The organism is Mycobacterium sp. TH-M11, from assembly GCF_057473725.1.
This window is the reverse complement of the sequence record NZ_JBYCLD010000139.1, coordinates 1-14,757: the sequence shown is the minus strand read 5'-3', so window position 1 is coordinate 14,757 and position 14,757 is coordinate 1. Positions and strand designations below refer to the sequence as shown.

At 66.8% G+C, this 14,757-nt stretch carries 12 protein-coding genes, 1 tRNA gene and 1 pseudogene; 7 read left to right on the top strand and 7 right to left on the bottom strand.

Going from position 1 to position 14,757, the window contains the following annotated elements:
• Positions 1-1,373, top strand: a 1,373-nt coding sequence (locus AC2VOG_RS06075) for an ABC transporter permease (RefSeq protein WP_486939013.1), incomplete at its 5' end; no start/stop codon positions are given.
• Here the strand turns inward: AC2VOG_RS06075 and AC2VOG_RS06070 are convergent.
• Both AC2VOG_RS06070 and AC2VOG_RS06065 read right to left on the bottom strand, forming a co-directional pair.
• A complete protein-coding gene (locus AC2VOG_RS06070; RefSeq protein WP_486939012.1) occupies positions 1,328-2,074 on the bottom strand; it encodes a ParA family protein in 747 nt (248 codons plus the stop codon). The genes AC2VOG_RS06075 and AC2VOG_RS06070 overlap by 46 nt on opposite strands.
• A complete protein-coding gene (locus tag AC2VOG_RS06065) occupies positions 2,074-3,576 on the bottom strand; it encodes a CHAD domain-containing protein (protein WP_486939011.1) in 1,503 nt (500 codons plus the stop codon). The genes AC2VOG_RS06070 and AC2VOG_RS06065 overlap by 1 nt, the downstream gene beginning before the upstream one ends.
• 122 nt (positions 3,577-3,698) lie before the next feature.
• Between AC2VOG_RS06065 and AC2VOG_RS06060 the strand changes: the two genes are divergently transcribed.
• The 4 genes from AC2VOG_RS06060 (at position 3,699) to AC2VOG_RS06045 (ending at position 8,118) form a co-directional block, all read left to right on the top strand.
• Positions 3,699-5,684 (top strand): acyl-CoA dehydrogenase family protein, encoded by a 1,986-nt coding sequence (locus AC2VOG_RS06060; protein ID WP_486939010.1) that lies wholly within the window; start codon positions 3,699-3,701, stop codon positions 5,682-5,684.
• A 378-nt stretch (positions 5,685-6,062) separates the two neighbouring features.
• Complete coding sequence (gene cysK / locus AC2VOG_RS06055) at positions 6,063-6,995, top strand: cysteine synthase A (protein WP_486939009.1); 933 nt, start codon at positions 6,063-6,065, stop codon at positions 6,993-6,995.
• A 2-nt stretch (positions 6,996-6,997) separates the two neighbouring features.
• On the top strand, positions 6,998-7,681 hold the full coding sequence (cysE, locus tag AC2VOG_RS06050; protein ID WP_486939008.1) for a serine O-acetyltransferase: 684 nt from the start codon (positions 6,998-7,000) through the stop codon (positions 7,679-7,681).
• A gap of 92 nt (positions 7,682-7,773) precedes the next feature.
• Positions 7,774-8,118 carry a DUF732 domain-containing protein gene (locus tag AC2VOG_RS06045; protein WP_486939007.1) on the top strand — a complete coding sequence of 115 codons (345 nt, stop codon included), beginning with the start codon at positions 7,774-7,776 and terminating at the stop codon, positions 8,116-8,118.
• Between the two features lie 42 nt (positions 8,119-8,160).
• Here AC2VOG_RS06045 and AC2VOG_RS06040 read toward each other — a convergent pair.
• Positions 8,161-8,233 (bottom strand) — tRNA-Asn (locus AC2VOG_RS06040).
• A gap of 157 nt (positions 8,234-8,390) precedes the next feature.
• On the opposite strand from AC2VOG_RS06040, the gene AC2VOG_RS06035 reads away from it, so the two are divergent.
• Positions 8,391-8,630 carry a hypothetical protein gene (locus AC2VOG_RS06035; RefSeq protein WP_486939006.1) on the top strand — a complete coding sequence of 80 codons (240 nt, stop codon included), beginning with the start codon at positions 8,391-8,393 and terminating at the stop codon, positions 8,628-8,630.
• Here the strand turns inward: AC2VOG_RS06035 and dnaG are convergent.
• Genes dnaG through AC2VOG_RS06020 form a run of 3 tightly spaced genes read right to left on the bottom strand, consistent with a single transcriptional unit; the run spans position 8,627 to position 12,399 of the window.
• A complete protein-coding gene (gene dnaG / locus AC2VOG_RS06030; protein ID WP_486939005.1) occupies positions 8,627-10,537 on the bottom strand; it encodes a DNA primase in 1,911 nt (636 codons plus the stop codon). The genes AC2VOG_RS06035 and dnaG overlap by 4 nt on opposite strands.
• A 27-nt stretch (positions 10,538-10,564) precedes the next feature.
• On the bottom strand, positions 10,565-11,122 hold the full coding sequence (locus AC2VOG_RS06025) for a superoxide dismutase family protein (protein ID WP_486939004.1): 558 nt from the start codon (positions 11,120-11,122) through the stop codon (positions 10,565-10,567).
• A gap of 23 nt (positions 11,123-11,145) precedes the next feature.
• Positions 11,146-12,399: a deoxyguanosinetriphosphate triphosphohydrolase gene (locus AC2VOG_RS06020; protein ID WP_486939003.1), complete on the bottom strand. Its 1,254-nt coding sequence runs from the start codon at positions 12,397-12,399 to the stop codon at positions 11,146-11,148.
• Positions 12,400-12,494: 95 nt separating this feature from the next.
• Between AC2VOG_RS06020 and AC2VOG_RS06015 the strand changes: the two genes are divergently transcribed.
• A complete protein-coding gene (locus tag AC2VOG_RS06015) occupies positions 12,495-14,459 on the top strand; it encodes a TPM domain-containing protein (RefSeq protein ID WP_486939014.1) in 1,965 nt (654 codons plus the stop codon).
• Positions 14,460-14,505: 46 nt separating this feature from the next.
• On the opposite strand, the pseudogene AC2VOG_RS06010 reads toward AC2VOG_RS06015, so the two are convergent.
• Positions 14,506-14,757 (bottom strand): annotated as a pseudogene (locus tag AC2VOG_RS06010) (IS630 family transposase); the annotation flags it as partial.

The window sequence follows — 14,757 nt, the reverse complement described above, 5'->3', positions numbered from 1 at the left end:
TGCGATCGGTGCTCGCCAAGCTGGAATTGACCGCGCTGCGGACTGCCAAGGCGGGCACACTGACCGCCGAACAACGCAAACGCGCGTCCATTGCCGTCGAACTGCTGACCGATCCGGCATTGATCGTCTTCGACGAACCGACCATCGGTCTCGATGCTGCTGCTGCACACAGGATCACCGCGATGCTTCGGCAACTGGCCGACGAGGGACGCATTGTCCTGGAGGCGACGACCGCGCCCACCGACCTGGATGTATGCGACCAGGTGGTGCTGCTCACGCCGACCGGCATCCCGGTGTTCGCCGGTCCACCGTCGCAGATCGGCCCACAGTTGGGCACCACCGTCTGGAACGAAATCGTCGAACGCGCCCGCACCGACCCCTACGGCGCGCACGACGACTACCTGGCCCGTCGAGGCGAGCCCGCCCCGCCCGAACCGCCGCCGACGCCCACGGAGATGACGCGCGCTCCCGCAAAACGGCGAAATATGTTGCGCCAGATTGCCGTATCCGCCCGCCGACAAGCCTGGCTGATGATCGGCGACCAGCGGTACTTCATCTTTTTGGCCATCCTTCCGGTGTTGTTCGGCGCGATCTCGTTGCTGGTACCCGGTGCTGCCGGTCTGGGCCCGGCAAGCCGGTACGGCAACAACCCCGATCAGGCCCTCGCGATCCTCACGGTGCTCACCCTCGGCGCCGTTGTGATGGGAACGGCGCTCGGTGTCCGCGACCTGTTCTCCGAACAGCGCATCTTCCGGCGCGAACAGGCACACGGCTTGTCGGCGTCGGCGTTCTTGGCCGGCAAGATGATCGTCTACAGCCTGACCGCGATCCTCCAGACCGCTCTGATCACCGTCGTCGCGACCGTCGGGCACCATGCGCCCGCTCACGGCGCCGTGCTTTTGGGCCACAGCAAGTTAGCCGCCACCGTCGAGTTGTCCATCGTGCTGGCCGTCATCGCGATCGTCACGACGTTGGTCGCGCTGGCGCTCTCCTCGCCGGCGCGGCTCTACGAGCAGGTTGTGTTGATCGCCGTGTTGATCGTCTTGGTGTCGATGGTCTTCGCCGGTGCGTTGTTCCCGATCGCCGGCAGAGTCCCGCTGGAGCAGATCGCCGCGCTGGTGCCGTCCAGATGGGGGTTCGCCGCCGCGGCATCCACCGTCGATGTGCATGCGGTCAATCCCCTGGCCGAAGCCGATGGTTCGTGGAAGCACACCTCCGATCAGTGGCTGCACGACATGGGACTGCTGATCAGCTTTGGCGTTATCGCCGCCGCGGTGCTGCGCTGGCGGCTACGACGTCCGTCGCGCGGGCACAACCTGCGCGACGGTCAGCTGAGTTCGTCGCGGATGATCTCGGACCACAGCGCCTTGTAGCAGTGGGCTGCGGGACTGTGTGGGGCGGACGCGGTCACCGGGGCCCGATGTTCGGCCATCTGCTCGATGATCGACAGCGCCGGAATGGATGTGGTCAAAATTCCAGTCCGCTGCGACGGCAGGTTTTGCACCAGGTCGCAGTGCAACCGTTTACGTCGGTCCACCATCGAGAAGAACGCCCGAACACGCGGCCGGCGGCCGTCGAAATCACCGACGAAATCGGTCAGTTGATCGAATGTGCGCACCGACAGGGTCGCCGGGATCATCGGCACCAGTAGGGTGTCGACGGCGTGCAGCACGTTTTCCGACAGCAGCGAGATGCTCGGCGGACAGTCGAGAAAGACCGTGTCGTACTGACCCGCCAGCGGTCGCAGCAGTGCACGGATCCGCTGCGTCGGCCGCTTCGTCTCGTCGAGTTGCACGTCGAGATGGCGGTAGCGGAAGTCCGCCGGTACCAGATCGAGCCCGTCGAAATCGGTGGCCTTGACCGCGTCGTCGAGCGTCCGCGCCCCCTGCACCAGAGCCCTGCCGCCGCCCTTGACCTTTGGCTGCACCCGGAACATGTACGTCGCCGCGCCCTGCGGGTCGAGATCCCACAGCAGCACGGCGTGCCCGTCCTGGGCCGCCAGATGCGCCAAGTTCACCGCGGTCGACGTCTTACCGACACCGCCCTTGATGTTGTACGTCGCGTAGACCTTCATCAGCGCACCAGCGCTTTGACTCGGGTGCGATTCTCCTCGGCCAGGAAGGGCCGCAGCCGACCCGCCAAGGCTGCGCGTGCGCTGAGTTGATGCGCGTCGAGTTGCGCGGCCATCTCGCCCATCGCCAGCACCGTCTGCGGCGGCGCCGCACCCTGTTCCATCATGGCCACGGCGAACTCGCGGACGGCTTCACGCTGCACCTCGCCATCCTGAAAGTCCCCGAGCGTGTCCTGCAGCGACTTGAGCTCCTTGAGCAGCGCACGGTGGGCGGCGACGTCGCACACCGGCTTGAACGTCTCGAGCAGGTAGCGCAGCTCTTTGCATCGTTTGCGCAGCGCATGCACGTCGTCGCTCGGTGAGTCCGGGTGGATCCGTCCACCGCGCCGGGCGGCGTTCCGGTAGGCCTGCCGCAGGCGACCGCGCGCCAGCGTCGCCACCGTCGTCGCGCCCCGGGAGTCGGCCGGCACCTGGGCCAACGCGCCGCGCCAGTCGCTCATCAGCTGCTCGAAGCGCCGCGAGCGCAGCCCGCGCACCAGGCGCCGCCGCTCGGCGCTGCGGTGCTTGACCAGGAACGACCGGAACGGCTCGAGGTCACCCGGAGCGGCCGACCTCAGGCGGGCCGCCATGGTGTCCAGTTCAAGCAGGTAGACGTCCAGGTCCCGGACCGGTGTGGTCAGATCGCCCAGCCACTTGAATTCCGGCGCGAAGCGCTCGGCCAGATCGTCGGGCAGCACGTCGCCCACCAGCTTGAGGATCGAACGGGTCCGACGGACCGCGACCCGCAGGTCGTGCAGGAATTCGGTGTCGATCGCGTCGATGGTGCCCGGTACGTTCTCCTCGATGGCCTCTGCAAATCCCGCCAGCATCTGCGCGACAGCCACGGCCGCCGAGGTGTCCGGACGCATCCGGATCGGGCCGCGGCCGTTGGCGGGATGACGCTCGGCACGGGTCAACGCGAGGTCGTACGACGTCGCCGAGACCGCGCTGAACCCGTCGATCCGGGACAGCAGCAGGCGCGCGATCCGGTCGCCGGCGGAGTCGTACCCGCGCAGCGGCTGAATTCGCAGCCGACTGGTGCCGTCATCGACACTCTCGGTCAGTAGCCGGGCGACGGTCTTCTTCTCGGGATCGAGCACCCGGACTTCCTGGACCGCGGAGCGCACCGTCACCACGGGCATCAACGCCCGCGGCTCGATCAGCGGCGCCAGCGCGTCACGCAGCGGCCCGTCCGGCAGATCGTGGGCGAGCGCGGGCCACTTCACCCGGGCCGGCGGGGCCTGCACCTGCGTGCCATCGCGGAACTGCATGATCAGTGGACCGCCGTCGGCGTAGTGCAGCGATATCCCGGCCGAGTGCAATCTCCAGTCGAAGGTGTCCAGCCAGGTGTGCGACGCGGTCACTTGCTCGCCGGCAGCCACCGTGAACCTGGGCTGCAACGCCGCCGCGACGGCCTCGACGTCGACCGCGCCCTGCTTGCTGAAAGCGCGGGACAGCCCGCTCATGGTTCACCTTTCCCCGACCGCGGAACCGCGTCCGCGCGACGAACTATAAACACCGTTGATGAACGGAACGGCCAGTTCCGCGCAGATCTCGGCAACCCAATTCTGATCGGTTAACGTCGGGTATGGCCACCATTGCCGAACATTTACGCAACTCACTCGACGGGCGTTGGCGCGACGTGAAGAACCAGATGCGCGAGCGACTGGCCGACGAGATCTTCCGTCCGCACTACACCCCCAACACGGTGATCGCCCGCGCCAAGGTGGCCGAGCAGATGCGCATCATGGCCGCCGAGGGCGCGGCCGCCGACAACTTCCGCAAAGAACACGGCGGCAACGGCAACGTCGGAGCCGCGATCACCATGATCGAGATGCTCGCCATGTCAGACCTGTCGCTGATGGTCAAGGCCGGCGTGCAGTGGGGTCTTTTCGGTGGAGCCGTGGAAAACCTCGGCACCGAACGCCACCACGAGCACTACGTCAAGAAGATCATCAACCTCGAGTTGCGCGGCTGTTTCGCGATGACGGAGACCGGTCACGGCAGCGACGTCCAGGCGTTGGAGACGACGGCGACCTACGACGCTGAGACCGACGAATTCGTCATCCATTCCACGACGCCGAACGCACGCAAGGACTATATCGGTGGCGCCGCCGAAACCGCCACCATCGCTGCGGTTTTCGCTCAGCTCATCACCACCGAGGACGGCGAGCAGGTCAACCACGGCGTGCATTGCTTCCTGGTGCCGATCCGTGACGACGAGGGCACCGACCTACCCGGGGTGACGACCTCGGACTGCCAATACAAGGGCGGGCTGCCCGGAGTCGACAACGGACGCATCATGTTCGACAACGTCCGGGTTCCACGGGTCAATCTGCTCAACAAGTACGGCGACGTAGCGCCCGACGGCACCTACACCTCACCGATCGAGAATCCCAATCGCAGATTCTTCACCATGATCGGCACCCTGATCCGTGGCCGCATCACTGTAGGCGGCAGCGCCGGCAACGCCGCGCGGGTGGCTCTGGACATCGCGACGCGATATGCCTTGCAGCGCAAACAGTTCACCGCACCCGGCGACGACAGCGAAGTGCTGATCATGGACTACCTGGTGCATCAGCGACGGTTGTTCCCACTCATCGCAAAGTCATACGCGCTGCAGTTCGCGCAGAACGAATTGGTGTCAAAGTGCCACGACCTGCAGACGTCCGAGGCCCCCGATGCCGAGGAGCAGCGGGAATTGGAGTCGCGGGCAGCCGGCCTGAAGGCCGCCAACACCTGGCATGCGTCGACAGCCATCCAGGAAGCGCGCGAAGCATGCGGTGGCGCAGGGTATATGGCCGACAACCGGTTGATCGAGTTGCGCGCCGACACTGATGTGTTCACCACCTTCGAGGGTGACAACCACGTGCTGACCCAGCTGGTGGCCAAGGAATTGCTGACCGCATACGCCGACGACATCAAGAGCATGAGCCCGGTCGAGTGGGTCCGCTTCGCAGCCAACTTCGCCGGCGAGCGGGTGCTCAAACGCACTGCGGCCGAGACGATTATGCAAACCGTCATCGATGCCCGCCAGGACAACGAAGAGGAAGGCAGCCTGTTCAACCGCGGCACTCAGGTCAAGATGTTCGAGGACCGCGAGGAATACATCATCGCCTCGGTGGCCCGCCGATTGCAGGCCAAGTCCAAGGAGATGTCGGCTTTCGACGCGTTCAACGCCGTGCAGGATCACGTGCTGCACGCTGCGAAGGCGCACATCGACCGAGTGGTGCTGGAGGCGTTCGTCGCCGGCATCGACTCCTGCGAAAACGACGAAGCACGTGAGGTTCTCGGGCTTGTCTGCGACCTTTACGCGCTCAACGTCATCGAGGAAGACAAGGCGTGGTACGTCGAGCATCGCTTCTTGTCCACCGAGCGCGCCAAGGCGGTCACCCGCGGCATCAATGATCGCTGCCGGCTGCTGCGCCCGTACGCCGAAACCTTGGTGGACGGGTTCGGGATTCCGGTGGCGCTGCGCTATGCCGACATGCTGCATCCGGAAAATCTGCCGCAGGCCGGCGCCGCGGAGTCCGACGAGACGGGCGCCACGGATTCGGCTTTGCTCAACGGCTGACGGGACCGATTTCGACGACGACGGCAGCGGTCCGATCCTCGCCGACCGGCGTGCGAGCGGCCGGGCGCAGCGAAGTAACCCCTGTTCGGGGCATCACCTATAGTGGTGCTATGCGACACCACGCACCGCTGCGCTCCATCCGATCGCGCCGCCTTGTCGTGCATTGTTGTTGCTGTTGTTGTTGCTGCTGTTGATTTCCTGACGCCGCAAGCGACGCTGTAGAGATCTCCACGCCTGCCCTCAGGGCGATCATCTCCACGTAGCCGGAGGAATCGAATTACGCACCGTTGTAAAGCCGTTCAGGAAGCTCAAGCAATGGGCTCGACCTAAGCTGGGAGGGCGACGAACTTTGATCCGCGACCGTGGGAGCGAGTCTCGATGAGTATTGCCGACGACGTCACACAACTGGTCGGGAATACGCCGCTGGTTCGGCTACGTCGCGTCTCCGAAGACGCCGTCGCCGACGTGGTGGCGAAGCTGGAGTACCTCAATCCCGGGGGCAGCGTCAAAGACCGCGTCGGGGTCGCGATGCTCGATGCCGCCGAAGCGGCAGGGCTGATCAAGCCCGACACCATCATTCTCGAGCCGACGAGCGGCAACACCGGAATCGCGCTGGCGATGGTGGCTGCCGCCCGTGGCTACCAGCTTGTGTTGACCATGCCGGACACCATGAGCAACGAGCGGCGAATTCTGTTGCGCGCGTATGGCGCCAAGATCGTCCTCACCCCGGGCAAGGACGGCATGCCGGGCGCTATCGCCAAGGCCGAGGAGCTGGCCAAGAGCGATCAGCGGTATTTCATCCCGCAGCAGTTCGAGAATCCGGCCAACCCGGCGATCCATCGGACCACCACTGCCGAGGAGATCTGGAGCCAAACCGACGGCAAGGTCGATATCTTCGTGTCGGGAGTCGGCACCGGCGGCACGATCACCGGTGTCGCCCAAGCGATCAAGGAACGCAAGCCGCAAGCCAAGTTCGTCGCCGTCGAGCCGTCGGCATCTCCGGTGCTGTCCGGCGGGCAGAAGGGGCCGCACCCGATCCAGGGCATCGGCGCCGGTTTCATCCCGCCGGTCTACGACGAAGATGTGATCGACGAAGTCGTCCAGGTCGGCAACGAGGAAGCTCTCGACATGGCCCGCCGCCTGGCGTCCGAAGAGGGCCTGCTGGCCGGCATCTCCTCAGGCGCCGCAGTGGTTGCCGCGCTGGAAGTCGCGCGCCGACCGGAAAACGCGGGCAAGCTCGTCGTCGTCATCCTGCCCTCAAACGGCGAACGATATTTGAGCACCGTGCTGTTCTCGAATTTGGCGGACTAGCAATGCTCGACAGACTGCTAGGCGACATACGGGCTGCCAAGGAGCGCGACCCGGCGGCTCCCAGCACGCTGGAGGTCATCTTCGCGTACCCGGGCGTGCACGCGATCTGGGGCCACCGGCTCAGCCACTGGCTGTGGCGGCGCGGGGCAAAAGTGGCGGCTCGCACGCTCGCTGAAGTCACCCGGATCTTGACCGGTGTCGATATCCATCCGGGGGCCCGGTTGGGCACTGGCCTGTTCATCGACCATGCCACCGGTGTGGTGATCGGTGAAACCGCCGAGGTCGGCGACGACGTCACGATCTACCACGGCGTCACCCTCGGCGGCAGCGGCAAAGACACCGGAAAGCGGCATCCGACCATCGGTGACCGGGTGACGATCGGCGCCGGCGCCAAGATCCTCGGCGCGATCAAGATCGGCGACGACAGCCGGATCGGCGCGAATGCCGTCGTCGTCAAAGAGGTGCCGTCCAGCGCAGTGGTTGTCGGTGTGCCCGGCCAAGCCATCAGCCGCGCCGGGCCGGGTACCGGTGACGACTCGATGATGCCCGACCTGGTGGGGGTCAGCCTGCAGTCGTTGCTCACCCGGGTCGCCAGGCTCGAGGACCAGGCCCATACGCCGCAGACCGAGGGTGTCATCCGCCCGCCGGAAGCCGGCGTGTGGCACGGGGAGGACTTCTCGATCTGAGCGAGGTCCTCGAGACGTCAGGATCGAAAGTCTCAAGCCTCGGCCGGATGCTTCAACAGGACAACCGCGCTGATCTGGACGAGAATTAGTCGATGCGATTGCTTTGCGCCCTGGCCAGCGCCGCGATAACGGTCGGATTTGCCGTACCGGCGCTCGCCGATCCTCCACCGCCGGACGACCCGGCCGCCGACGCAACATTTCTGGACTCGCTGAACAAAGCCGGAATGACCTACACCAGCAGTTCGAGCGTGATCAATGCCGGACGGGCGGCCTGCGACATGATGAACGCGGGGACGTCAGAAAAAGACGTGATCGGGAAGCTGAGCATGCTCAACCCGGGCCTGAACCCTGGGGCCGCGATGAAGTTCGCGGCGCTGGCATCGAGCGCGTACTGCCCGGAATATCTCACCAAGTCGAGCGCTCCGGGCAAGTCCTAGAATCACGGACCGTTCGGCGGCATCGGCCACTAGAACCACTTGCTCCCCCGGGTGGACTCGAACCACCAACCCTCCGGTTAACAGCCGAATGCTCTGCCAATTGAGCTACAGGGGACTGCTTGGCGCCCACGATCACGGGGCGGACCGAGTGATGACTCTAGCGTACCGGCGTCCGTGCACCCAACCAGACCGTTCGTCCGCCGGGGGGCGGGCATCCGCCGTCATGGGGCAGGATGGACGCACACCGAACCACTCCTGGAGAAGGGGCCGTTTTGATCCGCTACGTCGTCGTGCTGGGACTGGGCTATGTGTTGGGCACCAAGGCCGGTCGGCGGCGCTACGAGCAGATCGTCGGCACCTATCGCGCGCTGACCAGCAGCCCCGCCGCCAAGTCGGTCATCGACGGCGGCCGGCGCAGGATCGCGAACCGGGTCTCCCCGGACACCCGAATGGTGACGCTGACCGAGATCGACGACGCGACGAGCGTCCTCGAGCGCGAACGACCCCGCTAGGCGGTGAGGCCGTCGCCGCTGGCCTGCTCGAGCAGGCTGCGCCGGTAGGCCTCCATCGCGACCAGATCGCCGAACAGGGCGTGATACTCGTCACCCTGCTCCACCGGCGACATCCGCTGCAGCTTCGACTTCACGTCGGCGATCTGGCGCCCGATCCACACCTCTTGGAGGCGAGCCAGCACGCCGGCGATGTAGCGCGGCAGCTTCTCGTCGTCCTCGTTTCGGAGGGCCTCGACGGCCAGCTCGTTGACCAGCCCGGCGGCGGCGGGTGACAGCGCCTGCTGGCGCACCGCATCCAGCCATTCGGCGCCACCGACACCGGCCGCGGTACCGCCCGCCGCTTCGATCGCCGAGCACACCGCGGCATACCCGGGATGGGTGAAGCTCTCCGCGGTGAGCGCGTCGAACACCGGACCGGCCAGCGCGGGGTACTGCAGCGCAGACTTGAGCGCCTCGCGCTGCGGCCACAGCGTCGGATCTTTGGGGTTGGGCCGCGAAACCGCCGGTTCCGCGCCGGCGTCGGCCTGCCTGCCGACAGCGCGACGGGGTTTGTTGCGCCCTTGCGCCGTAGGGCTTTTCGCCTCCTCGCGCACCCGGCTGATGACCTGCGCGACGTCGGCCCAGCCCACCCATCCCGCGAGCTGGCGGGCGTACTCGTCCCGCAACGTCGGGTCCTTGATCTGGGCGACGATCGGCACGCACCGCCGCAGTGCCGACACCCGGCCTTCGGCGTTGTCGAGGTCGATGTCGTTCAGAGTGGTCCGAATCGCGAACTCGAACAACGGAGTCCGTCGCGCCACCAGGTCGCGCAGCGCTCCGTCACCGGATTTCAGCCGCAAGTCGCAGGGATCCATGCCGTCGGCCGCGACAGCCACGAACGATTGACCGGCCAATTGCTGCTCGCCACTGAACGCCTTGAGTGCCGCCGCGCGACCCGCCTCGTCGCCGTCGAACACGTAGATGAGCTCGCCGCGAAAGAAGTTGTCGTCCATCATGAGTCGGCGCAACATCGACAGATGCTCCTCGCCGAATGCGGTACCGCACGACGCCACCGCCGTGGCCACCCCGGCCAGATGCATCGCCATCACGTCGGTGTAGCCCTCGACGACGACGGCCTGGTGCCCCTTGGCGATGTCACGCTTGGCCAGGTCGATGCCGAACAAGACGTGAGACTTCTTGTACAGCAGCGTCTCCGGGGTGTTGACGTACTTGGCTTCCATCGGGTCGTCGTCGAACAGCCGCCGGGCGCCAAAGCCGATCACTTCGCCGGCCGAAGACCGGATCGGCCACAGCAACCGACGGTGAAACCGGTCCATCGGACCGCGGCGGCCCTCCCGTGACAGGCCCGCGGCCTCGAGCTCCTTGAATTCAAAGCCTTTGCGCAGCAGGTGTTTTGTCAGAGTATCCCAGCCCGACGGGGCGAAGCCGCAGCCGAAGCGACGAGCGGCGTCGCCGTCGAAATTACGCTCGGTCAGGTACGCCCGGGCCGGCTGCGCCTCCGGCGATTCCAGCGCCGCCGCGTAGAACGACTGCGCCTCGGCGTTGGCGGCGGTCAGCCGGCTGCGGCTCCCGCGGTCGCGCTGCACGTTGGTGGCCGCGGCCCCGGTGTAGCTGATGGTGTGCCCGATCCGGTCGGCCAGCACTTCGACGGCCTCGACGAAGCTGATGTGTTCGATCTTCTGGACGAACGCATACACGTCGCCGCCCTCGCCGCAGCCGAAGCAGTGGAAGTGGCCGTGGTTGGGCCGCACATGAAACGACGGCGACTTCTCGTCGTGAAACGGGCAGATACCCTTCATCGAATCCGCGCCCGCCCTGCGCAGTTGGACGTAGTCGCCGACGACATCCTCGATGCGGACCCGTTCGCGGATGGCGGCGATATCGCGATCAGAGATACGGCCGGCCATCGGGACAGTGTAGAGCGCGCGGTGCGTTTACCCGGTGCCGATCACGCCGCAGGCGAATCGCTTCTCGGCATCGGGGCTGCCCTGGGCGCCGTGGACCATAATGGCCGTCTTGCTGCCGGCCAGCAGGTCGTCGCGGGTGAACGCGTCGCTGGTGGTCACCAGGTAAGCCGCGCCGTCCTGACGCACTTCCAGGGGATCCAGGTCGCCGCTCATCGGCTCGCCGGTGTGTCCCGGCGCCTGGTAGTGCGTGCCGGCCGACAGGAAATCGCCGGTCTTGCTCGGGTCGGTCGGGTCGACCGAATTGGGTTCGCATTTGCCGACGCCGTGGATGTGCATCTTGTGGAATCCGGGCGCGAGAATGTGGTCGCCGGTGGTCTTCACGGTGACCGTGGCGTAGCCGTTGGCGAATTCGAATGTCGCGGTCGCCACCGACCGGCCGTCGGCGGTGTGCAACTGCGCGCTCAGAATTTGACCGCTCGCCGCCGGGGCGTTCGACGAGGTCGCGGTGGACGCCTCCTGGTGGGGGCTACACGCGGCAAGCGTGAGCGCAGACATGGCGGCGACGATGACTGAGGACTTGACCATGGTTACGACCCTAGTCCGGCGGCTCACGCCTGGGCCGCGGCGATGCGTTCCAGGCGTCCCTCGGTGTAGGAGGCGATCTGATCGACGATCACCCGCAGCCGCGAGCCGTCGTCGGCGGCGGCGTTGAAGGCCGGCACGTAGATCGGGTCCAAGGCGTGTGGGGCGCCGGCCAGCAGCGACTGCGCCACCCGATGAATGCATTCCCGTTGGCGCGCTTGGATTTCCTGATGTCGCGGGTCGGACATGATGAACTGCAGCGCCAGCGTCTTGAGCAGGGCAACCTCGGCGCGCACGACCTCCGGCACGGACAACTCGGCCTGGTAGCGGGCCAACGGTCCGGGACCGGTGGCGGCGCGGGTGGCCGCGATCGCCGCCGAGGCGAACCGGCCGACCAGTTCGCTGGTCATCCGCTTGAGCGACACCGCGGCCGACAGAGTCGCGTCGTACTTGCCGACCGCTGCAACAGCGGGCAGCCTCGACAGCCGATGCGCGGCGGCTCTCAGGTCGTCGCCGCGGACCCCGGGAAAGTCGCGCTCGCCGAGTTCGGCCAGCGCGGCGGCTTCGTCGTCGTCGGCGAGCACGCGCAGGTCGATGCGTCCGGAGACAATGCCGTCCTCGACGTCGTGCACCGAGTAGGCGACGTCGTCGGCCCAGTCCATCACCTGGGCCTCCAGGCAGGGCCGATCCACCGGGGCACGGTCGCGCACCCACCCGGCTTTGGTGCGGTCGATGTCGTAGAAGCCGAACTTGCGCCGGTGCTGAGCACGCGACCACGGATATTTGGTGACCGCGTCCAGTGCTGCCCGGGTCAAATTGAGACCGGCGCTATGCCCCTGTCCATCAACGACTTTGGGCTCCAAACTGGTCAGGATTCGGAAGTTCTGCGCGTTTCCCTCGAAGCCGCCGCAGGCGGCGGCGAACTCATCGAGAGCCTGCTCGCCGTTGTGGCCGTACGGCGGATGCCCGATATCGTGGGCCAGCCCGGCCATGTCGACCAGGTCGGGATCGCAGCCCAGCCCGAGCGCCATCCCCCGCCCGATCTGGGCAACCTCCAGCGAATGGGTCAGCCGGGTGCGCGGCGTGTCACCTTCCCGCGGCCCGACGACCTGTGTCTTGTCGGCAAGGCGACGCAGCGCGGCGCTGTGCAGCACTCGGGCGCGGTCGCGGGCGAAGTCAGTGCGGGTCTGCCCCTCGGTGCCCGGTAATCCCGCGGCTTTCGGCGCCTCGGGCACAACCCGTTGGCGGTCGAAATCGTCGTAGGGGTTTTGCTGCATCATCGACCCACAGTCTGCCAGCTTGCTCCCCCGACCCACGTGGGCCCGGGGATAGATTGTTTCCCGTGAGCACCCTTTGCCGCTCGGTCGCCGCGTTCATGGCGACGCTGATCATCGCCCTCACCCTCGCACCGTCGGCCGCCGCTCAGCCGCCGTTCCGGCTGGCCGACTACATCACCGACCACGCCGGGGTACTGAGCCCCGCCGGCCGCGCCGCGATTCAGTCGGCCAGTAGCCGGCTGTACACCGACCGCCGTGTTCAGTTGTGGGTGGTGTTCGTCGACGACTTCTCCGGGCAACCAGCCGTTAGCTGGGCAGACAACACGCGGGCCGCCAGCGATCTCGGCGACTTCGACGCGGTGCTGGCGGTGGCGACCGTCGACCATTCCTATGCGTTCCTGGTCCCGCGCCGGGTGAAGACGATCGACGCAGGCCAGGTCGACGATCTGCGGCGCAACCAGATCGAGCCGGCGCTGCGCCGCGCCGACTGGAGCGGCGCAGCCGTGGCGGCGGCCAACGGCCTGGACCGGCGCCCGCAGTCGGCCAGCTCGGCCCCCCTGCTGATCGGGTTGGGCGTCGTCCTGTTTGCGGTGCTGGTGCTGTATGTGTTCACCCGCTGGCGGCGCCGCCGCCGGCGGGCCGCCGAGTTGGCCGCGGCCAAGCGGGTCGATGCCACCAACCCCGACGCCTTGGCCAGCCTGTCGCTGGGTGCGCTCGACGACCTGTCGCGATGGAAGGTGGTCGATGTCGACAACGCTGTGCGCACCAGCGCCAACGAGCTGGCGTTGACGATCGAGGAGTTCGGCGAGCAACGGACCCAGCCCTTCACCCATGCGGTCGACGCCGCCAAAGCGGCTCTGGCCCAGGCGTTCACGGTGCGTCAACAACTCGACGACGCGATCCCCGAGACCCGCGCCCAGCGTCGTCAGCTGCTGACCGAGGTGATCGTCGGCGCGGCCCGGGCCGACCGCGAGCTGGAGTCGCAGCGGCAGGATTTCGAGCAGATGCGCGACCTGGTGGTCAACGCCCCGACGCGGCTGGACACCCTGACCCAGCAGCTGGTCGACCTGACTGCTCGCATCGAACCGGCGGAACAGCGAATGACGGCGCTGCACAACGAATTCGACTCTTCCGCGTTGGCCTCGGTGGCCACCAATGTCGCGACCGCCAAAGACCGGCTGGCGTTCGCCGAGCAAAACCTCACTCAGGCCCGCGAGAAGGCGTCCACGCCGGTCAGCGGTGAGCTGAGCGCACTTGTCGACGCCGTACGTGCCGCGGAATCCGCACTGGGGCAAGCCCGTTCGTTGCTCGACGCGGTCGACAGTGCCGCCGGCGATATCCGGCGCGCCGTAGCCACTCTGCCGTCGCTGATCGCCGACGTCCAATCCGGAATCGATCACGCCGACACCGCACTGCAGTCCGCTCAGGAAGCGCGGGCGCCGCACCTGCGCGATCTCGCCGGTGCCCGCGACGCGGCGTCGCGCGCGCTCGGCGCGGCGCACACCAGCGGCTCAGCCGATCCGCTGACCTCCTTCACCGCAGTGACCAAGGCCAACGCCGAGCTGAACCGGCTGCTGGCCACGGTCATCGAGGAGCAGGCCGCCGCGCAGCGACTCGCCCGCACCTTGGACCAGACGTTGTCCGCTGCCCAGGCGCGGGTGCACGCCGTGTCGGACTACATCGACAACCGGCGCGGCAGCGTCGGGCCCGAGGCCCGCACGCGGCTGTCTGAGGCGAGCCGACAGATCGAATCCGCGCACGACACGAAGGCGACCGACCTCGATGAAGCGATCACCCACGCCAACAACGCCGTGTCGCTGGCCGCCCAAGCCCAGTCGCTGGCCGAGTCCGACGTGCAGTCCGCGCAGTTGGCGTACACCTCGCGCTACGGCAGCGGCGACCACACCGGGGCAATGATGGGCGGCATCATCATCGGCGACATGCTGGGCGACGCGATGCGCGGCGGTTTCGGTGGCGGCTTCGGCGGAGGTTGGGGCCCCACATCGTTCGGCGGGTCGGGCTCCTCCGACGGCGGCTTCATGGGCGGCGGTGGCCGGTTCTGAGCGCCTGAGTCCACCGAACAAGGTGGACGCGGCAGCTCACCACGCCCTAGTGTCCTGCGCCTGAAATTCGTTGAAGATATTTGGCGAGTGAGTCGAGGATCTCTTCGGCGGTCTTTTTCCAGACGAATGGCTTGGGGTCGGAGTTCCAGTGCTTGATCCAATTTTTGATGTCCTTTTCCAGTGCCGCAACGCTTTTGTGGACGCCACGTCGCAGGAGCTGGTCGGTGAGGAACCCGAACCAGCGCTCGACCTGGTTGAGCCAGGAGGAGCCGGTCGGGGTGAAATGCATATGGAAGCG